The sequence below is a fragment of the Vibrio sp. 1557 genome (genome assembly GCF_033340175.1).
GTDB lineage: Bacteria > Pseudomonadota > Gammaproteobacteria > Enterobacterales > Vibrionaceae > Vibrio > Vibrio alginolyticus.
Genome location: NZ_JAWOVZ010000013.1, coordinates 23,791 through 47,166, shown reverse-complemented (window position 1 = coordinate 47,166; position 23,376 = coordinate 23,791). Strand labels below are relative to the sequence as shown.

Below are 23,376 nucleotides of genomic sequence, written 5' to 3'. Positions count from 1 at the left end.
ATAAAGAGTAAAGGTAGATGATGAAAAAAACTCTATTAGCAGTGGCGCTACTTGGCGCATCTTCTGCGGCAATGGCGGATTCTTGGATTTACGGTGGTGCAACAGTAGGTCAGTCTGACTACAAAGGTGAGACGGACACATCATACTCTGTTCACGTTGGTACAGGCATTCTACCTATCATTGGTGTTGAAGCTGGTGTAACACAACACGGTGAGTTCAACGTAAATGGTCAAGACACTAAGCTAACTTCTTACTACGCAGCACTTAAGCCAAGTATCGACTTCGGTCCGCTACACGTGTACGCAAAAGGTGGTTTCCATCAGTGGGACAAAAAAGTGAAAGGCGGCAAAGACGATGACGATTTGGACCTAATGTACGGTGTGGGTGCTGAGTACTTCATTTTTGGCCCAATGTCTGTTGGTGCTAGCTACATGAACTACACTGCTGGTAAAGACGATATCAGCACGTTCTCTGTTAACGCAACACTACATTTCCTATAAGCGTCAAGCTTTCTAACACCATATGAAACACACCGGCTTTATGTCGGTGTTTTTTTGTCTGGAAGTCACAAAACAAAAGTTGAACATAAATTATTCACTTTTAGAGTCTTAAAATGCCTATGCTTTCCAATATATAGTGGCGATTAAATGCGCATATTTGCGTAATGTTTCGCTTAGGAATCGATCAGGAAGGGATAGTATGAAAAAAACACTCTCGTTATTCGCTCTAACGTTGTGCTCAACATCAGCTATGGCTGACTCTTGGATTTACGCTGGTGGCCAAATTGGTCAGTCCGATATCGACAGCGAAAATGATACAACCTACGGTATTCATGTTGGTACTGGTATTTTGCCGTTCATTGGCATTGAAGCAGGCTACTTTAACCACGGCAAAGTGGATTTATCTTTGAGTGGCAGCAGGGGTAGTGCTGATTTTGATTCATTCTATTTAGCGGCGAAACCTAGTATCGACTTCGGCCCGTTACACGTTTACGCAAAAGGCGGCATCAATGCATTCAACGTTGATTATGACGGCGGACTTAGAAACTTAGACAAAGATGATGGCGTCTCTTACATGTATGGTGTTGGTGCCGAATACTTCTTGCTTGACAATGTGTCTGTGGGCGCGAGTTATCAAGCGTTTGGCGTGGATATTGAAGGCGATAGCGATACCGTTAGCAGCGTAACAGGGAACATCACCTTCCATTTCTTATAACGCTCGCTGGATGAAAGGTTTGCTGATTTGGTTTCGTCGTTAATTGTGAAACCAAATCATCGCAGGTCTTCTCTATTTGCGCAGTGACTGGCTATGAACTTAAGTATTTCTTGTGCCTTTTCTAGTCTACAACCTACGACAAAATCAATCGTTAGACCTCATAATTTTTGTGTTGATATTATTTCCCCTTCATCTGTCTCGAATTGAGCTTAAAATGCAATAAATCACGACTTTTTGCAAAAATATGTGATTGCTGCTAAAATTCGTTCCGCTTTAAAACTTTAGAGTTCAAATTAATGGAGGGCGGTATTGGAGTTCTTCTCACCTGAGGGGCGTTTCAAATTCACGTTAAATTTGTATTTATGGATAATGCATTTAAAAAATATAGTATTGATACAACCGATTATCAGGTTGGACAGGATAACGTTCAAAAGTGGGGATTCGATATACATAATCCGGTTTTTGGCATTAGTGCGGGGCTCGTTGTTTTCTGTCTGATTTCACTTCTTCTTGTTGAGCCAACCACTGCTCGTGACGTATTAAACGGTCTAAAAAACGGAATTATCGAACAGTTTGATGCGTTTTTTATGTGGTCGACAAACTTCTTCTTATTGTTCGCCGTTGCTCTTCTTTTTTCTCCGCTAGGTAAAATCCGCTTAGGTGGCAAAGAAGCAACGCCGGATCACTCAACCGTTTCTTGGTTGTCGATGCTTTTCGCCGCGGGTATGGGTATTGGTCTTCTGTTCTGGAGTGTGGCTGAGCCGACCGCGTATTTCACTGATTGGTGGGGAATGCCACTTAACGCAGTACCATACACCGAAGAAGCAAAATCCCTCGCGATGGGTGCCACTATGTTCCACTGGGGTGTGCATGGTTGGAGTATTTACGCACTCGTTGCACTAGCATTAGCGTTTTTTGCATTTAACAAAGGTTTACCACTTTCATTGCGCGCGGCGTTCTATCCAATTTTTGGTGACCGTGCATGGGGCTGGTTAGGTCACGTTATTGATATCCTTGCCGTTTTGTCGACGCTATTTGGTCTTGCAACGTCGCTAGGTCTGGGTGCTCAGCAGGCGACCAGTGGTATTAACCATGTCTTTGGTCTAGAAGGCGGCATTGGTACACAAATGATTGTGATCACCTTCGTTACCTTTATCGCGGTGCTATCAGTGATTCGTGGTATTGATGGTGGTGTTAAGCTACTGAGTAACGTCAATATGGTGGTTGCGTTTGCGCTGCTTATTTTCATTACCTTCATCACGTTTGATACGGCGTGGAGCTCGCTACGCGACACAACAATGGCTTACATTGAAAATATTATTCCATTGAGTAACCCTCACGGTCGTGAAGATGAAACTTGGATGCAAGGCTGGACGGTATTCTACTGGGCTTGGTGGGTATCTTGGTCACCGTTTGTTGGTATGTTTATCGCGCGTGTGTCTAAAGGTCGTACGGTTCGAGAATTCTTATTCGCAGTCATCGTTATTCCTACAGTTGTTACTTTGATTTGGATGTCTGTGTTTGGTGGTATCGCGCTTGACCAAGTGGTGAATAAAGTTGGTGAGCTAGGTGCAAATGGCCTAACTGATATTTCATTGACTCTGTTCCATGTTTACGATGCGCTTCCGTATAGCTCAGTGATTTCAATGCTTTCTATCGTGCTGATTCTGGTATTCTTTATTACATCGTCAGACTCTGGCTCGCTGGTTATCGATAGTATTACCGCCGGTGGTAAGATTGATGCACCAGTACCGCAACGCATTTTCTGGGCGTGTATTGAAGGCGCAATTGCAGCCGTAATGCTTTGGGTTGGTGGTAAAGAAGCCCTGCAAGCATTGCAATCGGGTGTTGTTGCAACAGGATTACCGTTTACTTTTGTTCTGCTGTTGATGTGCGTAAGTTTGGTGAAAGGGTTAAGAACAGAACTGCCAGCTTACAAATAAATACAACACGATCCATGATTGAGTTTAAATGCCGAGCCTAATGTGCTCGGCATTTTTTATTTCTACTTTTCTTTTCCAATAATTTCGTTACAGTTTAGGCTTATTTCCACCTCATTAAACTGCATTATGTCACTGGCTAAACTCATTCTTATTCGTGGACTTCCGGGTTCAGGTAAAACAACCTTAGCAAAACAACTGGCAATAGAGCTTGGTGCTAAGCATTTTGAAGCTGACATGTATTTTGAAAATGATGAAGGTGATTATCACTTTGAACCGGTTCAATTACCTCAAGCGCATGAGTGGTGTTTTCAGCAAACTAGAAAGTGGTTGAACAAAGGGAGAGTCGTGATTGTGAGCAATACGTTTGTTCGACATTGGGAGATGAAGCGTTACATGGACTACTGCATGAAGAAGCGCATCGAGGTGGAAATTAAAGTGTGTCACGGAGCGTATCAAAGCATTCATGACGTGCCACCAGCGACGATAGAAAAGATGCGCCGCCAGTGGCAAGAGTGACCGTTACCAGAACCGGAAGTTATTGACCTCGTCCGTCAATCATCACAACGAATGTTTTGCTCATGATTGAAAGGTCCATTGAAATCCAAGAGTAAAACGAACCTAAGCTTAGTGCGTAACTGTGGTCAAACCCAACTTTGCGTCTTACATCTTCAATGCATGCATCATAGCCTTGGTTAACCTGAGCTAAGCCTGTGATACCTGGTAACACGCCATATGTGCGCTCTACAAAATAGGGGATTTCATCTTCCAATTTCTGGTAGAAAGCTGGGCGTTCTGGGCGCGGCCCAATCATCGACATTTCACCTCTCAACACATTAAACAGTTGAGGTAGTTCATCTAAACGCGTTTTGCGTAAAAAGCGTCCTACTGGCGTGATGCGGGGATCATTTTCAGTTGCCCATACTGCGCCAGAGCGTTGCTCTGCATCAATATACATGGTGCGAAACTTCATGATTTGAAAAAGATCCATTTTTTCTGGTGTACAGCGCCCAACACGCAGTTGACGATAGATCACTGGGCCTTTCGATGTGATTTTTATAGCTAGCGCGATAAATGGGAATAGCGGTGCAGTGACAACCAAAATAAGCATTGCAACCAGTACATCAAACGTTCTTTTCGCGTGGCATACATTTGAATCGTAGCGTGAGTTTTTCATGATGCTTTCCTTATTGGTTGACGCGTTTCCAACGTCCATTTTCCATTCCGAGTAAATACTTCATACCGCCGATAAAGTTGGCGAGATGACCAATGACGATGTAGCTAATCAGCTTAAAAGGTTTAATTGTGTTAAGTGCTGGCATCAAGTAAGTGATAAGCGCGATGCTATAAATGCCAACTTGAGCGAACAGCATTACTTGAAACAGCGGATTGTGTGCCAGTAGTAGTGAGCAAATAAAGCAAACAATCATCAAATAGGGTGTTGCTAAGCGCAGAACCTTTCCCGATAGAAATGCAAAGGCAGTGCCACGATAACGAGGTAGCAGTAATTGCTTTAATTGCATGAGCTGCTGCATGTTACCCGCTGAAATTCTTAGGCGCCGCTTGAAATCTGCGTTGTCTGAGCTCTGTTCTAGTTCAAGAGCCAGCATGTTTGGCTCGTAAATAGCGCTATAGCCTCGCAAAACGATTCTCATAGGGAGAATAAAGTCGTCATTAATGGTGCTGACTTCCAGTGGTTCAAATAAGTGAGTTCTGAAAGTGTAAAATGCACCGTGGGAACCAATCGTTGAACCTAACAAGGATTCTTGATGCTTTACTCGAGACTGGTATCGCCAATACGCCGCTTCACCTTGGTTATCAGTACTCATTATTTGATATGTTGCGTTAACCACTCCAACGTTCTCATTTTGATAATGCTGACTAGCTAGCAACAGAGAATCGCAAGAAATCAATGCCGACGTGTCACTCAGTGCGGTAATGTCCGAGCTAACATGACGCATTTCTTCGTTGAGTAGGGCAACTTTACCGCGATTGACTTGGTGATCATTAATAATGAACAGAGTATCAGAGCAGATTGCTTCTTGAATTGTCGCTTGCGCAATCTCGGCTGTGTTATCTGTGCAGCCATCACATGCGATCACTACCCTTAATTTATCCCTCGGGTAATCTAGGCTCGCAAGGTTACGGATCTTCTCTGCTATCCATTGTTCTTCATTGTAGGCGGGCACGATGACAGTAATAGAGGGTAGCTGGTTATCTGTTTTGGAGGCTTTGTAAGCTCGCTCTACAAATGGTGCTTTGGTTTCGGCTTGCCGTTTTAAAGGAAGCCATTTAAGGAGCAGTGGGTACCCAACGTGATGATAGACAATCAAAAATGCGGATAAACCAAACCCTATAATCCAAAGTAAATCATTCATAGCTAGCCTCCTTGGCCAAACGTGAGTAGCGACTCACCATGTCTCTGATATCAAAGTGTTTGAGAATAAAAGTTCGAGGAGAGCGGTGTGATGATTCCAGTTGTTGTGATAACGCTTCGGCCAACGAAAACACGCGATTTGCTTCAACCAGTGTGCTGTTGTTCGGACAGAGCGTCTCTTTCACGCCGCCAACATCCGTTGCGACGCAAGGAATGTCACATGCTTGAGCCTCGAGGGTTGAGAGGGGGAAACCCTCTTGAAGCGACGGTAAACAAAATAAATCGAGGCTTTGGTAAAAGCTGGGCATATCGTCGACCAAGCCTAAAAAGGTAACGCGATCCTCAAGTTTTAACGTTCTAACTTGTGCTTCCAATTGAGCTAGCTGAGAACCATCTCCAGCAATGGCTAGGTGTGTGTTTGGCGCAAGATGAGAGAAGGCTTCGATAAGCACTTTATGGCCTTTAACTGCTTCTAAACGTCCAGCAACGCCAATCACGGTTTTGTTGGCTGGAAGCCCAAACAAGTTTCTCTTGGTTGCTTGGTTACCGCTTTGAAATTTCTGGCAATCGATCCCATTATGTATGGTGCAGACTTTGCGGTAATTCAGTTTTGTTTGGATTTGTTCGGCGACAAAGTTCGCATCGGCAACCACATGTGGACGAATCATTTTTAGCAGTAGGGACTGCAGTCGAGCTGATTTTTTGTTATTAAGGTGCCATGCGTCGTGTTCGGTATGAATAACTACAGGTACGTGCGCTAAACGTGCCGCAATCCCACCATATAAGAGTGGTCCGATATGGTGAGTGTGGACCACATCAGGCTTAAGTCCTTTGAGCATGGAAGTCAGCGTACTGATGGTTTTTCCGCTGAATCCAGGTTTCTTATTAAGAAAGTGCAGTTGGCCTTGGTAGGACAATAGTTTTTGCCAGCCTTGTAGTGCATGTTCTTTGCTTCCTTCTAAGCTCACGACAAAAACGGAATGGTTGGGCTGCGCAAAACGAAGCATTTCTAGTACGAGCGTTTCTAAACCACCAGGAGCTAAGTGTTGCACGACGTGTAATATCACTTTTTTGCTGTGCTTAGTGTTATTGTGTTTTTGTCTGAATTCCATTTTCAAACCCTCGTTGAGTTCGTTGTTTATTTAGGAATTGCAGACTGCGTGCCAAAAAAAATAATCGTTTAAAAACAATAAGTTAATATTGATGCTTGTGAGGCTTTATGTTTATTCTCAATTTGAGATTCATATTAGTGGACATGCTATGAGGCTGTATAAGGCAGTAGTAAAAGAAAAGCACTCGCCGACTGAGTGCTTGTAAATGAGTTCTTATGGCGGTTAGTTTCCGTACACTACGTTAGGTAAAGTGGTGATGACAGGAACACCAAGGTGTTTTTCTAATGCTCTTTTAGAGCGGATAGAGTTATCGGCTAACTCAAGTATCGTCGCTAATCCAATGCCTAAACCAGCGCCACCAATAAATCCTAAAATGACAAACACAAAACTAGGTAAGTTAGTTGGAATCGTTGGCGTGAACGGTTCATCAATGATTTTTACGCGCTTATTCTCTTCAAACTCTCCCAAAGAACCCGTTAGTTGGGCCATCTCATAGCGTTCGACGAGTTCATCATACATTTCTCTCTTCACTGCGACGTCACGAGCTAAGCGGTTGATTTCTGTTGCTGTGCTCCCAAATTGGTGCGCATTTCGCTCTAATTCTTGGATCATGTCTCGCAAGCTGTTGGTTTCTTCCGTAAGTGCTTCAAAACGTCCACGCATCATTTGTAATTGATGTAGTTGGGAGACAAGTAGAGGCTGTGCTTCGCCAAGACTGTTTACTGTGGTATTGCTCGCGATATCCCATAGTTGAGCACTGTTTAGTTCTGGTTGTTTAGAGTTCAAGAGTACCGAGCGTTCCTGCTCCAACCGGTTTAATTCTCGCAACTTACCTTGCACTAAACTATGCGCCTCTGTGTATTTAGCGCGAAGCAGGGTAAGTTCACTACGAATGTCGATGATTTGCTCTTCCAGTTTACCGATAACCGGGTTCGTTTTGGATAGTTGTTGATCCAAACTGCCTAGACTTCGTGAAACACCAGCAAGCTCCGCCTCCTTTTCGGCTAGCGTTTGTTTGAGGCTAGCAAGGCGAGTAAGGCTTTGAGCTTGCATTTCGGGCGTCGCGTCTGAGTAAGTATTTTTATATTCTGCAAAGGCTTGTTCAGCCTTGTCTAGTTCTTCCCTGCGTTTGTTGATATGGATAGTCAAAAAATGGCTCGAATCTTTAATCGAAGAACGCTCAGGAGCCAAAAGCTGTTCGACAAAATGCTCTCTGACAGACAGCAGCATCGACTCCATTCCTTCTGATTTACCACTTTGCAATTGAATTTGAATGAAGTCTTTACCGAGTGGCTGAACAGACAGGCGCGACGCAAGATCTTTTATGATGAACTCTTGCTCTTTTGCACTCATCTCGTCATTGATCAGCGATTGTTCTTTTGCGACAGAATACAAAACGTGTCGGCTTTTTAGCAGAGTACTGAGTGCGCTCAATCGGTCTTTAAGCATTGTTGAGACGGCAAGGTCTTGAAGGAACGGGTTCATTTTCGCTGTCTCTTGAATAAGCATGCTGGTATGAGCAACATAAGTCGTCGGAACCAGTTTACTTACGATGAAACCCAGCACAGGCAATACAAGCATAGGAATAACGATCATGTAGCGACGTCTCCAAGCTCCATGTAACAGTACGCTGAGGTTTTCTCTTAAATCGTTCATAGCGCCCTCACTAATTTATCAACTTGGTTGGCTCTTGCTTCCCAGCTTTGCTGTTGAACATATTGCTTTGAGTTTGCCGGGGGTGGGATCAGGTGATCGAGACTGGCACGCACGTCTTCGACATCTTGAACCACATGAAGCATATGTTTGTAGGGCATTAATGCAGGAAATGGTGTGCTGATAACAGGGGTTCCTGTTGCCAAATACTCAAGAAGTTTAAGCGGATTACATGCCTTGATTTGAGCGTTATCAACAAAGGGCAACCAACTGGCATCCCAGTGTTGGGAGTAACGTGGCAGAGTGTGATGCGCTCTCGGGCCCAGGTAGTATACGTTGCATCTTTGTGGAAGTGGATTATCACTGAACTCGTTAGGGCCGATGAACACGAGATCCCAGTCAGGCGCTTGGTCTGCGACTTGGGCAATTAAGTCGTAATCTAACCATTCAGACAAACTACCATAAAAGCCCAGCACTTTGCGGCCGTTATCAGGCAAGTCTTTGGCCTTCGGTGCTGGCTCAGAAAACAGACTAACGTTGACACCATGAGGCAAAGTGACGGTTTTATGTGATGGAAACTTGGTGGAGAGTGTTTCGCTTGCCGTAAAGATAACGTTGGCCGCATTAACAAGAGTACGTTCGTGCTTTGTTACCGTGTAGTGGTCAACACCAGCTAAAGCGCTAAAGTCATCGCCACAATAGTAAATCAGTCCACGTGGGTTCATTTCTGCACAAACATCGGCAGCAGTCGGGAGCGACGTCCAAAATACAGGCTTATCAAAACCAAGAGCTTGTAATTGTTTGTTGAGTTGGTGTTTCATCATCTTAGCGGCCACTTTTCTTGCTAATGCAGAATTAGGGGCAGGAATGGTGAGCAAGTTGATGATGTGAATGTTTGGGTTTGTTTCAGAGTCCAATGTTGGCTTGTGTGAGCCTACGTTATGAAATACACGAGTGAGTTTGTTTAACGCACGCTGTATGTCTTTAGAATCCAGCTTAGGTTGACGAAGGCCAATGGAGTTCACCCAAAGGATTCGATGGTTCGCTGCTAGTCGCTTGACAATATGCTGAGTGGAAGAGGGTAACCCACCAAAATCTTCTCCAAATACTACGATGTCCGTCATGTGGCTCTCCTTGAGTCTTGGTTATTTGATTACTAATTAAGTGAGTAATCACAATGCGTGCCAAGGAATTAGCCATTTTAAAACAGTGAGTTATGGGTTTTGTTTATGTTTGAAACTAGGATTTCTCATTTTGACAGTCACTTTGAACAATTCGGCTAACGACAACTGTTAACGCCGCTAGAATGTAAATTGGCCAAGTGAAACCTTGAGTCAGAAAAGTGCCTGATACGATGGTACCGATAAGCCCACTTAACACGGCGTTTGCTCCTACAGAGAGGGTGTAATCTGATTTTGGTGTCAGCAATGAGATGGAATGCAAAGAGGTGCGGATCAATGACACAATTAAAGTAATGAACACCGCGAGCCCGACAAAACCCGTTTCTGCTAACACGCCAAACCAAGTACTATGGACGGCGTGGTTGATACCATCCCAGTGTGGGCTGTAGAAATAGTAATTAAAGTAGAAGTTATCTAGACCTACGCCAGTCAACGGATGATGCATCGCCATTTTAAATGCCGCTTCCCACGCATAAAGTCGCCCCATCGCAGAGGCATCTATACCATCCTCAGCGGCTCCCCCCGATTCTCGTCCTGAAATACCAGCGAATGCGTAGAGTACGATCGCTGCGATGGCGCCTAGTACCAAGACTAATGTTTTGCTTTTGATGTGTTTAAAAGCAAAGTAGGCAAATACAGACAGTGAACCGAGTAACCCACCGCGGCTCTGAGTCTCAATTATCGCAAAGAACAAAACCAAACAGGTGATAAGGGCAAAGAGCCTGAGATGCTTGGGGGAATGCTTCTCCATCAATTGACTAACGGTAAAGGCAAGGGGAAACATCAGCACTAGTGCCAAATCGTTAGGATCGCCAAGTACTGAACCTATGGATCGTCCTATTGACACGCGCGTTCCTTCGACTAAATCAATGCCATTCGCTGCGTTTTGTAATGCCACTAAGCCAATCAATAGTCCGGCGAAAATAATTGCTTTTGACATCTGTGCGAGCTGTGAAGGTTTAGTAATAAGCCAAGTGATTGCCAACGTCATAATGATGATTTTCCAATAGGTATTTTTGAACACCGTTATTGCGATATCACGACTGGAAGCGAATATGATTCCGATGATAACCAGACCCCAAAATATACACAGCCACTTTAATGAAGGGTGCCAAAAAGCTGTAATCTGGCGGCTTATAAGAAGGTGAAAAGCGAGTGCGGCTAGTGCCCCCAGTGATAAGAGTAATGGGATCTTGAAGTTATAGATAACAGGAAAGGCTTCGTGAATACGAAAGAATGAAAAAATAACGAACAGTGTGACAAGCCAAAACGTTTGATTGAGAACAAACAGTAACGCGAGTGGTGCGAAACACAACGCAACAATCAAAATGGGATGAGGCATAACAACCCAAAGCAGGCCGATACCGACAGTGATCGTCAGTGCTGCGATGGACTGTTTTGTTCTCACCTTGGTTTCATTCATAACGAGTATCTCTTCACCTGTCCACGCCGTTTCACTATGTATCGAGTGAGAGCATTGAGCGTCTCTTTACTCATGTAGCGAGTGGCTATCCCTGCCAGCAAACTGCATGTCAAAATGCAAATTGCGATGGCGATTCCTATTGATTGTGAAGAGTGAAGCAGGAACAGTGCCACACCGGATATAATCTGTAATAAAACCATCAGACTTAGGTGAAAAGGCAACGTCATACATTGTTGACCTACTACATAAGTCAGGCCCAGCTTACACAGTTGTGCGTAATAAAGCGCAATGAACACACCATAAATACCCAGAGAAGATAAGCCAAACAGCAAAGCAATCGCAACGCACGCAGAGACGACATTTATACCCAGTAGCCAGCGAGTACGACGCTTGTACAAAATGGAGATGTTAATCAGCTCGCTCCATTCTTTTAACATGGCGATAGGTAGCAAGAATAAGCTGAATAGTACCGCCTCATGATAGGTTTCTGGCAGTAAGTGGGTGATCATCACCATTGCTAATGTGCCAACCACTACACTCAAACCTGTAATGTAAATCATACCTAAGTGTGTGATGCGCACTGCTTCAGTGTTCTTGCGCCCTTCTAAGTAGTTAAATCGACGTGGCATCCACCACATGCCAAACGGCTGCACTAAAATACACATGCCCACTGCAAATTTTACCGCTATCGCGTAAATCCCTAACGTCGCAAGAGAAGTGTTGGCACCAATGAACCAGCGTTCAGCGCCATTGAGACAAAATGCTACTAAACCGGCCATCATCATTGGTAGGCAGTAGTTTAGGTATTGTTTTGCCAATGTCAGCTTAGGAAGGGTGACATTGTAACGGTTAACGATGTGCAGCCAAACAAATTGAGTAATAGCAGCCAACAAGCCCCCCCACAAAACAGAAATAACATGGGGATGAACAGACAGCGCCGCGACGATAAAAATGACCTGAAAAATGGTGGTAGTGACCATGACGTTAAGCAGTGTTCTTGCTTTGTCGTCTTGTGTTCTTAACCAGGCAGTGCCGATTGCAATACTGCCTTCTAGAACGATGGCAAACATAACAATAGCAAATTCGACTCGCGTAAAAGGCGCGGGAATGGGGGCGATTAAAATGATAGTGAGCAAGCTAAGAGCGACGACGCCAGCGATGAGTAAAGCAAGTGAGTACAGCTGGTTTAGTAGGCTTGTGCGCGTATTTTTATCCTTTTCAACGCCGACGAATCGATAAAGCGCTTCATGCAAAGCGAAACTGACAAACAAGGTCGTAACAACACCAAAGGTTGTTAGAAGCTCAAGCTTGCCCATTTGTTCTGGTGAGAGAAAGTGGGGCAATACAGGCAGCATGATTAGGCTGATGCTTTTATTGATCACTAAGGCGATAGCAAATAGCGTCATGTTGGTCATTGCTTTAGACATGATCATATCCTTTGATGTCTCGCGGTGTCTTGAGTGTGCAATCATTGTTGGTAGCAATTTCGGCAGCAAGGTGCTGGGCGATTGGCAAATAACAACGTTCGGCTGTGTATAGTTGAGAAACATTGAGTGCTTCGATACCCATCGTTACTTTCATCCACGGCGATTCATTCAAAAGGCGAATTGCGTTGTGTAACGAAGCCACATTGTTAGGCGTGTATTTAATACAATTTCGGCCGTGAGTTAACACGCGGTCCCAATAACTATCATCATGTGGAATGACGACACACATACCTGCAGCGAGCGCTTCCAAAATAGATAACCCAAAAGGTTCGTTGAGACTGGTGGAAACAAACACACCACACTGTGAACGCAATTCATCTAAGTTGTTTGGGCACTCATGCCATTCAACACCTTGTGTGTTGAAGTCCGGTGTTGAATATTCCACACCTGCCACGTTAGGTTTGATGTAACACACGGTGGATTTGATCTTTTTCGACTCATCAAGTGTTAAAGCATCAAGCAAAAGATCGATGTTCTTCCATTTTAGTAAGCTAGCTGCCCAGAAAACGCGGCTTGAAATCGGATTCGCTTGTTTTGGCCAGCGATCTTTCGATAATCCATTAACAAATGTAGATGTATTCAAACCACACCAATAGCGTTCGGTGGCTGGCTTCTCTGTTTTGAGGTAGGCCTGTAATGCTTCTACCATTGATTCGCGGGTGTTTGCCAAGTAGTAAATTGCCGATGCTTTTACTAAGCAGTAGCCAGCAGATCTCGATCGTCCAATAGGGCCATGAACCATCTGTACCACAGGCTTTTTGCTAATTAATCGTAGTAAGTACAAAGGCATATCATTACTTGGGCAAGATAGGCCCAAAAAGCTATCTATTTTTGGCAGCTTCATGCACGCGTAGAGAAGTTGGAGAAAGTAGTAAGCGTTCATCAACCAGTAGGTCAGTCCATGAGTCGAGTTAAATGGTGATGGTTTTATTTTTATAACTTGCACACGCGGTGTATCACTAAGCAGTGACGCCCAATGCTCTGGATTTGTAGTGAGTAGATAACCAATCACGTTCAGCTTATCGCACTGCTTAAGGAGCTCTGCATTCGCGATTTTGGATCCACCTTGCATTGGGATGGCGTCGAACATCAATACACGTTTCATGACCGGGCTCCTCAATTGATGCTCAACCAGCGTGAAAGCGGCTTCATGCAGTGAGTCATTGGCATTGGTGTAATGGCGTTGTTATTAAGTTCACCTTCGTAAATACGTTCAATAGCGTTGATAGATGCAGTCGTCGTTAAGTTCTGGCTAGCATGTAGGTAAGCGTTTTCCGCCAGCTTGTTTCTTAATGCCGCGTCTTGGATGACTTGTTGAATCGCGTTTAACAGGCTCGCCATTCCACTGTTCTGGTACAGCAATGCAGAGTGATTATGCTCGAACAACTCAGGAATGCCTCCCGTTTTAGGAGCCACGATAGGCAGTTGAGCTAAAGCCGCTTCCCCGAGCACGAGACCAAAGGCCTCTTCATAGGCGCCGCTAATAAAAGCGTCTGCATTACCACACATCCACGCTCCGGCATTGTGTTGTTCTCCGACAAAGTGCACTCGTTCTTGGATACCAAGATCCGATGCAAGCTGTTGCAATGCTTCTCTTTCTTCGCCGTCACCAACAATAACAAGGTGAGGGTTGTTGTGATGGTAGTTGTGCATGCGCATTGCGCGAATAAGGCGGTCGAACCCTTTGCGCTTAATCAGCGAACCCACCGACAGAAAGGTAAAGGCCTGTGATGGGATTCCGAGGCGAACTTTAATGTCTATGGGTGTATCCACGCCTTGAAGTGACACGCCGTTGTGTACGACATGAAGTTGGTTTTGTGGGTAGCCGTCCTGAAGAATTTCGCGTCCAACATCTTTGCTAACGCAAATCAATTTTGGAGAGAGGTGAAGTCCGAGAGAGAAGCGATCGCGCAATGTATAATGGCAATGAAGTTGCGTGACAAGTGGTATATGATTCATGCGAGCAGCCAAACACATCCATTGACAAGGGCCGCCGCTATTGACGTGTACCAAGTCGATGTTGTGCTTTTCGATCAATGCTGAGCCTTGTTTGATAAGGCTATTCCACCCGCTAATATCCCAGCGCGGAGCGCTCCAACCACCCACCAAATTGAAGGCTGAATGTTCCGCTTCAATTCCGAGCGATTGGCACTTATCGATTAATGGTTGGCAGTTGGACCATACGAATGGCTCAAACTTATCGCGGTCGATTCCTGAAATGAGATCCAGAAGCACCACTTCACTGCCGCGAATCCAATTATCACCATAATGAACATATAGAATGCGTTTTGGCGTAGTCATAAGTCACCTCTGTCTCATCATTAATCTGCGTTAACTGCTGAGCTGCAATAGAGATGCCAAAATATGCCATTAGTTTATATGATTGAATCTTATATGATATTTATGTTTGGAACTCATCATTCTCATATTGAGAATCAATATGGATTAGTGATCCGTTTCAATTTGATATTTTTGTAGCAATACGGGAATCACACTTTGCGCTGAGAAATCATCAATGATGGTTTGTCGAGCATTCTGGCGAATGAGTGATTGTTGCGCTTCACCAATCGACATCCAGTCATGAAGACATTTAGCAAGAGAGGGAATGTCTTCGACGATAAAACCATTTTTACCCGTTTGGATAATATCTGGAAGGCGACCTACACGTAAGCTCATCACGGCAATGCCTCTCGACATGGCTTCAAGCGCCGCCATTGGAAGACCCTCATAACGAGAAGAAATGATAAGTACACTGATATTTTCCCAAACACCTTCCATATCGGTTTGATGGCCGAAGAAAGTCACATTTGAAGGGGCAGTTTGATTAAGCGACTCTTTTTCTGGGCCATCACCGTACACACTAAACTGTAATGTTGGACAGAGCCTCGCTACCTCAATAAATTGATCGGCGCCTTTTTCCTGACTCAATCGGCCGACAAAAGCGATCTCCTGATAGTTGGGTTGACTGTTGGGAATCGAAACAAAGTTATTCAGCAGTTCTGAAGAACAAAAAACTTTGCGCTGAATACTCGGACTGACAGCAAAGCAATGGTCAGATAGGCTGCCTGAGCTTCTATCAAGCCAATCGTATAGCCATAGTTCCCCTGAGGACGATTCACCAGCATGATAAGTTGAAATCAAACGAGGAAACGTACGGGTGAGCAGTTTGGCGCAGCGCGACAAAATCGACGCTTTATAACCATGGGAGTGAACCACTGAGGGTTGGTGATTGGCGACAGCGCTTGTTAGGTGTTTAATTTTTAAAGCTTTATTGGGCTCGCCAGACAAATAGTTTAAGTAACTCACAGGGATCGCGGCTTCTTTTGCCTTCTGTACAATCTGAGCGGCTGGCGAATACTCGGTGGTTAGCACAACTCGAGCTTTGTTTCCAAAGGCGATTAATCCCCGAGCTAGCTCGATAACGTGACTTTCAATGCCGCCGAATAGACGGCTATCAAGCAAGATCCAAATTTCACCAATGGCAGGTTTATCAAGATTGTTCGAGATTAATTTCATCCGCTTCCCACGCTTGTTTTTTTCGGTAAACCGTAGATGGGCTTAACTCCAGCATGACAGCGGCGTTGAGGACGTTGCCATCACAGTACGCGATTGCGTTTTGAATTGCTTCACGCTCTACTTGCCACATAGGGCGAATGGTTCCATCAGAGTTAAAGTACGGTGAGGTAGCAGCAGAGGACGGTGTACCAGGCAGCTCCGCTGCGGTAATCGACGGTTCGACCGCAGAAGGTGAAGGTTCCTCAGTATAAACAGGTGGTGGTGTGATTGGTGCAATGTTTGCTGACTCTTGAGCAACATGCGCAGGTGTCGTTGTTTTCGTAACTTTAGACTTTTTAGTGAGTTGAGCGGGTAGGTGGCTCACCGTGACTTTTTCGTCGTTATTAAGCACCACAATGTTACGTATGATGTTTTGTAGTTGCCTTACATTACCCGGCCATTCGTAATGCTTGATGATATGTTGAGCTTCGCTGTCGATTGTTGAGAATTTCTTTTTGTCCTGTTTGGCGTAAGTGGTCAAGAAGTGCTTGGCAAGCGTGACGATGTCACTTCCTCGTTCACGTAATGGGGGCATATCGATAGGTATAACGTGCACACGGTAGTATAAGTCTTCACGAAAACGACCTTCTTCTACTTCTGTTAATGGATCTCGGTTGGTGGCACAAATGATTCTCACATCCACTTTCATTTCTCGAGTGCCACCAAGAGGAGTGTAAGTGCCCGTTTGTAGAAAGCGGAGCAACTTCTTTTGCATCTCAAGTTCCATTTCACATAGCTCATCAAGAAAAAGCGTACCACCATGTGCCAGCGTCGCCGCACCTTTTCGATCTGTTGTTGCTCCAGTAAAGGCCCCTTTAACGTGACCAAAAATCTCACTTTCCATCAAATCTCGTGGAATAGCCCCACAGTTAATTGCAATAAAAGGCTTGTCTTTACGGTCGCTCTGGCGGTGGACGGCTTCAGCACAAACTTCTTTACCTGTGCCGCTTTCTCCCACAATAAACACACTGGCAGAAGTTGGCGCAACAGCATCAATGGTCTTGTATACCGCCTGCATCGGGAGACTTGAACCGATGAATCCGTGATAGTTGTGGCGATCAAACTTGGACTGAATATTTTCCACCAAATCTTCCAATTTGGCGCGTTTAAGGTGCAATGCAACTGACGTTTTTAGGCGATCAGCGTTTATGGGCTTTTCTAAGAAATCTTCCGCACCTTTTTGAATTAGATTAACGGCTAAGTCGACGCTGCCGTGTGCCGTAGCAATAATAACGGACGTAGGAATGTCATTCTGGTTGATCCAATCCAGCACGTCTTCGCCAGACATGTCGGGCAGTTTCAAATCGAGAATGATGAGCTGAGGTTTGCTTCTTTCAATAAATTGAATCGCTTCGCGACCTGTCTCGACATGAAAAATGTCATAAGGTTCGTCTTTCACATACTGCTTATAAAGTATGGCTAGTGAAGTAGAGTCCTCTACCAGTAACACCCTTGGTCTCATAGTCCCATCCCAACGTAGTTTGTTTCATTTTTTATGATTTTTGTCAGCACTACTATTTGGCGTTATGAGTGGTTTATTGCTCTCTAGTGCTGAAAATTCTCAATTTGAGAAAAGCGTTATTTAAGTATTAGCACAAGGTAGGAAATTTGCGAAAAATCCATACTTTTTAATTGATTAAGTTATGCCCAAATAACTTCAAGGTGTGTGGCTTGGCGAGGGTGACTGAATTTGGAGCCTAAATTTCTGAGATGATGTCGGCATCGCGCTTTATCAAACGCGATGCTTCGCTAGGGAGTAAGACACTGATACTACTCAAACCCTTGAGCTTTTCGCTTTTCTAACGCATCAAACGATTCATTGGCGAGTTGAGGAAGTGTTTCACAAAGCTCCAATGCTTTTGGTATTTTTCCTTCGACACAGTACTTCTCAATCATTCTTGCTTGTCTTGAAAGCGTTCGATTGCCTAGAGCGAGAGCAGAACTGCCCAGTGTGTGAACCTCGAACTCTAATGTTTGAAGGTCTTTTGTGCTTAATGCTTGCTCTATTTTCTCCATGCGATCGCGTGACTCTTCGACATAGTGATCAATCAAGGTAGGGATGATTTCGGCGCACGTATCTTTGATCATTTGCTGAAGAATATGCTCATCCACTAATTCTTGCTCGATAGTCAATGTGTTATTTATCGTCATAATAGCGCTCCCTATAACATAAACAGTTCGCTTTTTTTAATTTGCTGAGACAGTTTTTCTTTCCACTTTTTTGGTAAGAAACGCAGCTTGGAAACTTGGCGGATTAACTCATCTTTCAGGCTTGGTGTATGCTTCATGTTCAAGACAGAACCAATCACGTTCGCATCGCTAGCATCGAGTAGCTTTTTGGCTTGCTCGAGCTGGGTTGCAGTCGTAGAACCATAATGCGCTACTAACAAAGTAGCATCACATACGCCAGCAATCACTTGAGGCGCAATATTGCTTCGGTTGACACTGAGAAGTGGTGATGTATCTATCACGACGCGCTCGTACTGCGTTAACCATTGTGCAATGTTTCGTTTCAGCATTGTTGGGTCTCGGTACGCTAACTGAGTGCTGGCGAGAGATGGAGCAGGGAGGCCGACTAAAGTTTGATGTGTATTCTCTCGTGTGATCAAATAGCCAACCTTCTCGTCATCATCAAATTCGTGAACAGTGTGATAAGCGGGTTTGAATAAGTTAAGGTCTACATACAAAGTATTGTGCCCTGCTAAAACCAAGCGCTCTGCAAGAGATGACGCCACGGAAGTGACACCATCTTCAGATTTACAACCCACAACACAAATCGTTTTGTGGCCTTTCTGTTCGCTCTGAAGATAAATTTGCTCAATCTCAGCGTGAGTTGCAGGAATAGTCATTACAACGCTCCTATTAACACGATGGTTGTGGTGATTTGTAAAATATCTCTTAATCCGGCCCTCGCTTTTTCAACAAAGCTTTCGTCTTTATGGGGAATGTAAATCGTGTCGCCTGCGCGAATAACTGGCAGCTCATAAATGTTGGCTGTTTTACTAAAGTTAACCAAATCAAATGTTCGGGCTTGGCCTTGGCAGCAAGACATATTGACCACACTGATCTTTTCAAGGTAGGCATTGTCAGTTGGTCCTCCTGCTTCCGCTAACAGATCAAGCACAGTCATGTTGTCATTGAATACGTACCGCCCTGGGTCTCTTACTTCACCTAATACGCGTACCGTGGACTCTTTTGAACGATCTAACCAGTTTTTGTTTTTTTCTGGAATGTAAATGGTATCACCAGGACGAACGTGGGGCAGAATTGACTCATCGCCTGTTTCAAAGTACATCGATAAATTCAATTTACTCACTTTGGCATAACCTAGGCCTCGGTGTGTGACACGGATGTTGTGAATATCTGCATCCATTGTCGGTCCATCGGCGGCAGACAAAATATCCAGAAAATGCATATCTTCAGTGAAACGATAGCGCCCAGGTGCATTGATTTGCCCGAAAACGTATATCGATGCGTCAGAGCTTTGGCTTACCCATTGCGATTTATTATCGGATGGGTCGTCAGGCAATGCATGTACCCTTACGACTGTACCAGCGGAAACTTGAGGTAGGCTTGATGTTGGTGAGCCATCCAGAATGTATTGGTCTAAGTCAAATTGTGTCATTTGACCGTTATTGGCGACTTCAATTTTGGTGGTATCAGCTCGTCGAGTTGGGCCTCCAACGTGTGCAAGCAGATCAATCAAATCCATTTCGTCTGACCACTCGATGCGTCCAGGGCGAACAACTTCTCCCATCACTGCGACCGCTCGACTAGGTGCTACTTTTAACCAAGACTTCTCATTGAAATCGGTTTTCTCCGGCACGAAAATCGCGTCTCCCGGTCCAACATTTGGTGGTCTGGCTGAAGATAGTCCTTCTGTATGCGCGGTAAGATCGAATTTGATGACTTTGCCATCGGCTTTTATAACGCGAATTTGGCGAGATTCTGCGTAGCGAGTGGGCCCGCCAGCGTTGGCGAGGATATCCATGAAGCTAGCGCCTTGCTTGCCTTCGTATGCCCCAGGATGGGCGACTTCACCCATCACGTAAACCACATTTGCACCTGCTTTGATTTCTTCTTCCTGTTTTGGGACAAAGATGGTGGCACCTGGCAGGATCTCCGGCAGTAGGCTTTGGTCTCCAGTATCAAGGTACTTTTTCAGGTTAAACATGGTTGGGTTATTGTTTGTTATCACGCGAATTTGCTCAACACTGGCATATCGTGTCACGCCGCCAGCTCGCATTACGACATCAACTAGCGTGGTGTTTGGCTTGTATGAGAACGAGCCAGGTGCGTTGACTTCACCAAAGACTTTGATTGCACGAGCGGAATCTGCGCTGTCACCTGAATTCGCGAGTTTTGCTGCATCAAACTCTTGCTCAATATTCCCTACGAGTGGGGAAGCGGGGACAAATAAGACATCCAGTGATTCTAGTTTTGGCAGTTGGCTATTGTCACCCGTATCAAGGAAGCGTTTGTAGTCAAATTCAATGTTTTTATTTCCACGTTTCACGATCATTTTATCAAGCTGAGCCCCAGCGCGCAGGCCGCCAGCTTCGTACACAAACATTTGAATGTTGGACCCAGAAGGTAAGGTATATTCACCGGGTTTGACCACGTAGCCTTGAACGGACACTAACAACTGTTGCTGTTTAATAAAAACTCGAGCGTTGTTAACGTCACGATACACGGTCTTTAGCCTGTCGATAATCACGTCTTGGAGTTGTTGTTCATTGTAGCCGGCCACTAACACAGGGCCGACTTCTGGTAAATTAATTCGTCCACGACGATCAACCTGAAACCCTTGGTTTAACGACGCCTCTCCAGGTAAGTTAATCTGTATTAAATCACCGACCTTAACAGTATTGCTCTCATCCGCTATGGAAGAAGGTACCCACGCGACCAGACACAACAACATTAAGAGGATAAATGGTTTCATCGTGTTCATAGCGCGCCTCCTGCCGTTGGGTTGCGGTTTATTGAGGTATCGCTATCTGAATTAGGGCTAATAACCTCGATGCTTACTCGACGATTAGTTAAACGCACGGCGGATGTTTCACCTTCATAGAGTGGCAGGTTATCTCCGACAGATTTGGTAGTGACTCTCTCTGAAGTGATACCAAATACGGTTAGGTAACGCTTTACTTGTTCCGCACGCGCTTGAGCAAGTTTCTGGTTGTAATCGGGTGTTCCAGTTGCATCCGCATGCCCCGTTACTACAAGAGATAGGTTGGGGTGGTCACGTAAAATGTAGGCTGCTTCTGCCAAATGTCCCATGTACTTCGGGTTGATTTCTGCTGAATCGACAGCAAACTGGTTGTCGATATTAAGTAGTGCATAGATATCCGAGACTATGTTTAGGTCGCTACGTAGTGCTTCAATATCATCGGGCGGTGTGCAAGTGGTTTGGCTCAGTACGTAGTCGAGTTGTTGTTCGAGCTGGTTTAAGCGTCGACGCTGAATCACAAGGTCGTTGGCAGCGTCGAGTAAAAGCCCACCTTCTAACTCGCGCGCAATTCTATTTTGTTTTTCAAGGGCCTGAACAACTGCCGCAGGAAAACACCAGCGCGCGCCCTCTTGGATTAGTGCGTCTAGATGTAACTTGGTCAATTGCCAATCAAACCTTAACCCATGTTCTGGACCTAAAGGCTCGTCAGGCATTACTGGGGAAAACTGATAATTCTCGATCGAGATATCTTGATAGCTTTCCGCCAAGCCACCTTTCCCGTGTTCTGGGTAGTCAAACGACGAACAACCAAACATGCCGACAACAAGACCGCTTACTGCGTATCGTCGTAAAAGATTTACCATGCCAACCTCCGTTTAAACCGGTATTTTTAGTGTCCTTTTGAGTTAACGGGAATGGCATGGTTGATACGAAGCAAGCTCATGATTTCTAAAGGTTGGCCTGATACGTTTTCAATACTCATGCTTCTTTCACGTTCAACTAGACGCTTATATAAGTAAACAATGGCACCAATCCCTGAAGAATCAAGAAATTGGACGTGCTGTAGGTTAATTTCGACTTCTTTGTGATGATTGTTGTGAATTACCTCATCAATGTGATGTTGTGCTTGTCGACAGCCGCTTGCATCTAAGTCACCAAAAAACTCAATGGCTAACTTGTCTTGATTGATTTCTAGTTTGCGTAATTCCATGACTCTGTCTCCGTTTGTTTTTCTAATTGGATATAGAGCAGGTAACGTGCCAATTTGAAATTAATTAAAAATCAAATAGTTAAATATTGTTAATGATATTGTTCAATTTGAGAAAGGACTGATTCTCAAATTGAGAATCAAAAACGCACAGAGAAATGGTTTGCTTATAAGAGGTGTTGAGCCGAAAGAAGTCGTTAGAGCGGGGAGGTTCGTCATGATTAGATTCCAACTCGATTGACGAACCATCCGCCTTACGTGAATAGCGTGTAACGACTAAATGCAAAACCTGTCTAAAGTTTATGATTATCTTTGCAAATTATTACTAATGTTGATTGTTATGAGTCGAAGAATAACTAGTAATAAATAGGTCATCGAGAGGACTTACGTTTCAATAAAGGCGATTTTTTGTACAAGGTCTTCTTATGCCATTAAAAATGACATTAATTGCGCTGGCTGTTATGGCAGCGTCTTCACAGCTTCAAGCGGATACGTCTCTCGCACCACCAGTTTCTCTTGCACAAAGCTATCAGGATGGCATTGATGTGTCTGAATATTGGTATAGCGAAAAACTTGATGGTGTTCGCGCTTATTGGACTGGGCAACATCTCGTGACGAGAAATGGTAATCGAATCTACGCCCCAGATTGGTTTACAGGACCTTTACCTGATTATCCGTTGGACGGTGAACTTTGGGCTGGGAGAGGTAACTTCCATCTTGTTCAGCAAACGGTATTAGATAAAACTCCTGTTGAATCTGCTTGGCGACACATCGACTTTATGATCTTTGATATGCCATATTCCGCTGGTGATTATCGGAAGCGTTATTACAACATCAAAGATTTAGTGCTTGAAGTCGACCAGCCTCATATCAAATATGTCGAGCACCGAGCCATTCAAAATGAAGCTCATCTGTTCACACAGTTGGATAAAATTTCAATATCCGACGGTGAAGGGGTGATGTTGCGGAAGGTATCAAGCCGCTATCAGGCTGGACGCGGTAGTGATTTGCTTAAACTAAAACGATACGCAGATGATGAAGCGTTAGTTGTGGGTTATAAGCCAGGAACAGGGCGCTTATTAGGTATGATGGGAGCAATGTTAGTTCGCTTACCAAATGGCATTGAGTTTTACATCGGTAGCGGATTTACCGATGAAGTGCGTCGCCAGCCTCCGAAAATTGGTTCAACCATTACATTTAGATATAACGGTTTTACACATACTGGTAAACCGCGTTTTGCTCGATTCTTGCGTGAAAGGTTGAAGGAATAGAACG

At 44.5% G+C, this 23,376-nt stretch carries 21 protein-coding genes; 5 read left to right on the top strand and 16 right to left on the bottom strand.

All coding sequences use genetic code 11. From position 1 onward, the window contains the following. Window positions 1-20: 20 nt before the first annotated feature. From R7070_RS15745 to R7070_RS15730, 4 genes are all read left to right on the top strand, one after another. Window positions 21-500 (top strand): outer membrane beta-barrel protein, encoded by a 480-nt coding sequence (locus R7070_RS15745; RefSeq protein ID WP_021033871.1) that lies wholly within the window; start codon window positions 21-23, stop codon window positions 498-500. Between the two features lie 199 nt (window positions 501-699). Continuing rightward, entirely contained in the window at window positions 700-1,215 is a 516-nt protein-coding gene (locus R7070_RS15740; RefSeq protein WP_005377661.1) for an outer membrane beta-barrel protein, read from the top strand. A 362-nt stretch (window positions 1,216-1,577) separates the two neighbouring features. Beyond that, on the top strand, window positions 1,578-3,158 hold the full coding sequence (locus R7070_RS15735; protein ID WP_176310953.1) for a BCCT family transporter: 1,581 nt from the start codon (window positions 1,578-1,580) through the stop codon (window positions 3,156-3,158). A 126-nt stretch (window positions 3,159-3,284) separates the two neighbouring features. After that, complete coding sequence (locus R7070_RS15730) at window positions 3,285-3,674, top strand: ATP-binding protein (protein WP_005377656.1); 390 nt, start codon at window positions 3,285-3,287, stop codon at window positions 3,672-3,674. Between the two features lie 19 nt (window positions 3,675-3,693). Here the strand turns inward: R7070_RS15730 and R7070_RS15725 are convergent, their stop codons facing one another. From R7070_RS15725 to R7070_RS15650, 16 genes are all read right to left on the bottom strand, one after another. Continuing rightward, on the bottom strand, window positions 3,694-4,332 hold the full coding sequence (locus tag R7070_RS15725; RefSeq protein WP_054576904.1) for a sugar transferase: 639 nt from the start codon (window positions 4,330-4,332) through the stop codon (window positions 3,694-3,696). A gap of 10 nt (window positions 4,333-4,342) precedes the next feature. Then, entirely contained in the window at window positions 4,343-5,533 is a 1,191-nt protein-coding gene (locus R7070_RS15720; protein ID WP_176310954.1) for a glycosyltransferase family 2 protein, read from the bottom strand. After that, window positions 5,526-6,644, bottom strand: a complete 1,119-nt coding sequence (locus R7070_RS15715) for a glycosyltransferase (RefSeq protein ID WP_176310955.1) — start codon at window positions 6,642-6,644, stop codon at window positions 5,526-5,528. The genes R7070_RS15720 and R7070_RS15715 overlap by 8 nt, the downstream gene beginning before the upstream one ends. A 222-nt stretch (window positions 6,645-6,866) precedes the next feature. Then, window positions 6,867-8,300, bottom strand: coding sequence for a GumC family protein (locus R7070_RS15710; protein ID WP_005377649.1), 1,434 nt, complete (start codon window positions 8,298-8,300; stop codon window positions 6,867-6,869). Beyond that, window positions 8,297-9,421: a glycosyltransferase gene (locus R7070_RS15705; RefSeq protein ID WP_065274517.1), complete on the bottom strand. Its 1,125-nt coding sequence runs from the start codon at window positions 9,419-9,421 to the stop codon at window positions 8,297-8,299. The genes R7070_RS15710 and R7070_RS15705 overlap by 4 nt, the downstream gene beginning before the upstream one ends. Window positions 9,422-9,536: 115 nt before the next feature. Next, window positions 9,537-10,901 carry an O-antigen ligase family protein gene (locus tag R7070_RS15700; protein WP_213872000.1) on the bottom strand — a complete coding sequence of 455 codons (1,365 nt, stop codon included), beginning with the start codon at window positions 10,899-10,901 and terminating at the stop codon, window positions 9,537-9,539. Then, window positions 10,898-12,328, bottom strand: coding sequence for a lipopolysaccharide biosynthesis protein (locus tag R7070_RS15695; protein ID WP_256900576.1), 1,431 nt, complete (start codon window positions 12,326-12,328; stop codon window positions 10,898-10,900). Before R7070_RS15695 ends, R7070_RS15700 begins: the two co-directional genes overlap by 4 nt. After that, on the bottom strand, window positions 12,321-13,493 hold the full coding sequence (locus R7070_RS15690; RefSeq protein ID WP_005377641.1) for a glycosyltransferase: 1,173 nt from the start codon (window positions 13,491-13,493) through the stop codon (window positions 12,321-12,323). The genes R7070_RS15695 and R7070_RS15690 overlap by 8 nt, the downstream gene beginning before the upstream one ends. Before the next feature lie 11 nt (window positions 13,494-13,504). Beyond that, window positions 13,505-14,689: a glycosyltransferase gene (locus R7070_RS15685; RefSeq protein WP_238855389.1), complete on the bottom strand. Its 1,185-nt coding sequence runs from the start codon at window positions 14,687-14,689 to the stop codon at window positions 13,505-13,507. Window positions 14,690-14,833: 144 nt separating this feature from the next. Beyond that, window positions 14,834-15,904, bottom strand: coding sequence for a glycosyltransferase family 4 protein (locus R7070_RS15680; protein WP_318141246.1), 1,071 nt, complete (start codon window positions 15,902-15,904; stop codon window positions 14,834-14,836). Continuing rightward, a complete protein-coding gene (locus R7070_RS15675) occupies window positions 15,879-17,405 on the bottom strand; it encodes a sigma-54-dependent transcriptional regulator (RefSeq protein ID WP_085569876.1) in 1,527 nt (508 codons plus the stop codon). Before R7070_RS15675 ends, R7070_RS15680 begins: the two co-directional genes overlap by 26 nt. Window positions 17,406-17,713: 308 nt before the next feature. Then, complete coding sequence (locus tag R7070_RS15670; RefSeq protein WP_005377636.1) at window positions 17,714-18,094, bottom strand: Hpt domain-containing protein; 381 nt, start codon at window positions 18,092-18,094, stop codon at window positions 17,714-17,716. An 11-nt stretch (window positions 18,095-18,105) separates the two neighbouring features. Beyond that, on the bottom strand, window positions 18,106-18,792 hold the full coding sequence (locus tag R7070_RS15665) for an AAA family ATPase (protein ID WP_318141245.1): 687 nt from the start codon (window positions 18,790-18,792) through the stop codon (window positions 18,106-18,108). Beyond that, the gene (locus tag R7070_RS15660; protein ID WP_017820662.1) at window positions 18,792-20,894 is read right to left on the bottom strand and encodes an SLBB domain-containing protein; all 2,103 of its coding nucleotides are present in this window, start codon (window positions 20,892-20,894) and stop codon (window positions 18,792-18,794) included. The genes R7070_RS15665 and R7070_RS15660 overlap by 1 nt, the downstream gene beginning before the upstream one ends. Next, window positions 20,891-21,757: an OmpA family protein gene (locus R7070_RS15655; protein ID WP_017634930.1), complete on the bottom strand. Its 867-nt coding sequence runs from the start codon at window positions 21,755-21,757 to the stop codon at window positions 20,891-20,893. The genes R7070_RS15660 and R7070_RS15655 overlap by 4 nt, the downstream gene beginning before the upstream one ends. Before the next feature lie 26 nt (window positions 21,758-21,783). Then, window positions 21,784-22,104: an STAS domain-containing protein gene (locus R7070_RS15650; RefSeq protein WP_017634929.1), complete on the bottom strand. Its 321-nt coding sequence runs from the start codon at window positions 22,102-22,104 to the stop codon at window positions 21,784-21,786. A gap of 422 nt (window positions 22,105-22,526) precedes the next feature. Between R7070_RS15650 and R7070_RS15645 the strand changes: the two genes are divergently transcribed. Further along, a complete protein-coding gene (locus R7070_RS15645) occupies window positions 22,527-23,372 on the top strand; it encodes a DNA ligase (protein WP_086046755.1) in 846 nt (281 codons plus the stop codon). Window positions 23,373-23,376 lie beyond the last annotated feature (4 nt).

Bases quoted from the DNA above. Each gene is read 5' to 3' on its own strand.
- R7070_RS15745 (WP_021033871.1), top strand. From the start codon at position 21: ATGAAAAAAACTCTATTAGCAGTGGCGCTACTTGGCGCATCTTCTGCG.
- R7070_RS15740 (WP_005377661.1), top strand. From the start codon at position 700: ATGAAAAAAACACTCTCGTTATTCGCTCTAACGTTGTGCTCAACATCA.
- R7070_RS15735 (WP_176310953.1), top strand. From the start codon at position 1,578: ATGGATAATGCATTTAAAAAATATAGTATTGATACAACCGATTATCAG.
- R7070_RS15730 (WP_005377656.1), top strand. From the start codon at position 3,285: ATGTCACTGGCTAAACTCATTCTTATTCGTGGACTTCCGGGTTCAGGT.
- R7070_RS15725 (WP_054576904.1), bottom strand. From the start codon at position 4,332: ATGAAAAACTCACGCTACGATTCAAATGTATGCCACGCGAAAAGAACG.
- R7070_RS15720 (WP_176310954.1), bottom strand. From the start codon at position 5,533: ATGAATGATTTACTTTGGATTATAGGGTTTGGTTTATCCGCATTTTTG.
- R7070_RS15715 (WP_176310955.1), bottom strand. From the start codon at position 6,644: ATGGAATTCAGACAAAAACACAATAACACTAAGCACAGCAAAAAAGTG.
- R7070_RS15710 (WP_005377649.1), bottom strand. From the start codon at position 8,300: ATGAACGATTTAAGAGAAAACCTCAGCGTACTGTTACATGGAGCTTGG.
- R7070_RS15705 (WP_065274517.1), bottom strand. From the start codon at position 9,421: ATGACGGACATCGTAGTATTTGGAGAAGATTTTGGTGGGTTACCCTCT.
- R7070_RS15700 (WP_213872000.1), bottom strand. From the start codon at position 10,901: ATGAATGAAACCAAGGTGAGAACAAAACAGTCCATCGCAGCACTGACG.
- R7070_RS15695 (WP_256900576.1), bottom strand. From the start codon at position 12,328: ATGTCTAAAGCAATGACCAACATGACGCTATTTGCTATCGCCTTAGTG.
- R7070_RS15690 (WP_005377641.1), bottom strand. From the start codon at position 13,493: ATGAAACGTGTATTGATGTTCGACGCCATCCCAATGCAAGGTGGATCC.
- R7070_RS15685 (WP_238855389.1), bottom strand. From the start codon at position 14,689: ATGACTACGCCAAAACGCATTCTATATGTTCATTATGGTGATAATTGG.
- R7070_RS15680 (WP_318141246.1), bottom strand. From the start codon at position 15,904: ATGAAATTAATCTCGAACAATCTTGATAAACCTGCCATTGGTGAAATT.
- R7070_RS15675 (WP_085569876.1), bottom strand. From the start codon at position 17,405: ATGAGACCAAGGGTGTTACTGGTAGAGGACTCTACTTCACTAGCCATA.
- R7070_RS15670 (WP_005377636.1), bottom strand. From the start codon at position 18,094: ATGACGATAAATAACACATTGACTATCGAGCAAGAATTAGTGGATGAG.
- R7070_RS15665 (WP_318141245.1), bottom strand. From the start codon at position 18,792: ATGACTATTCCTGCAACTCACGCTGAGATTGAGCAAATTTATCTTCAG.
- R7070_RS15660 (WP_017820662.1), bottom strand. From the start codon at position 20,894: ATGAACACGATGAAACCATTTATCCTCTTAATGTTGTTGTGTCTGGTC.
- R7070_RS15655 (WP_017634930.1), bottom strand. From the start codon at position 21,757: ATGGTAAATCTTTTACGACGATACGCAGTAAGCGGTCTTGTTGTCGGC.
- R7070_RS15650 (WP_017634929.1), bottom strand. From the start codon at position 22,104: ATGGAATTACGCAAACTAGAAATCAATCAAGACAAGTTAGCCATTGAG.
- R7070_RS15645 (WP_086046755.1), top strand. From the start codon at position 22,527: ATGCCATTAAAAATGACATTAATTGCGCTGGCTGTTATGGCAGCGTCT.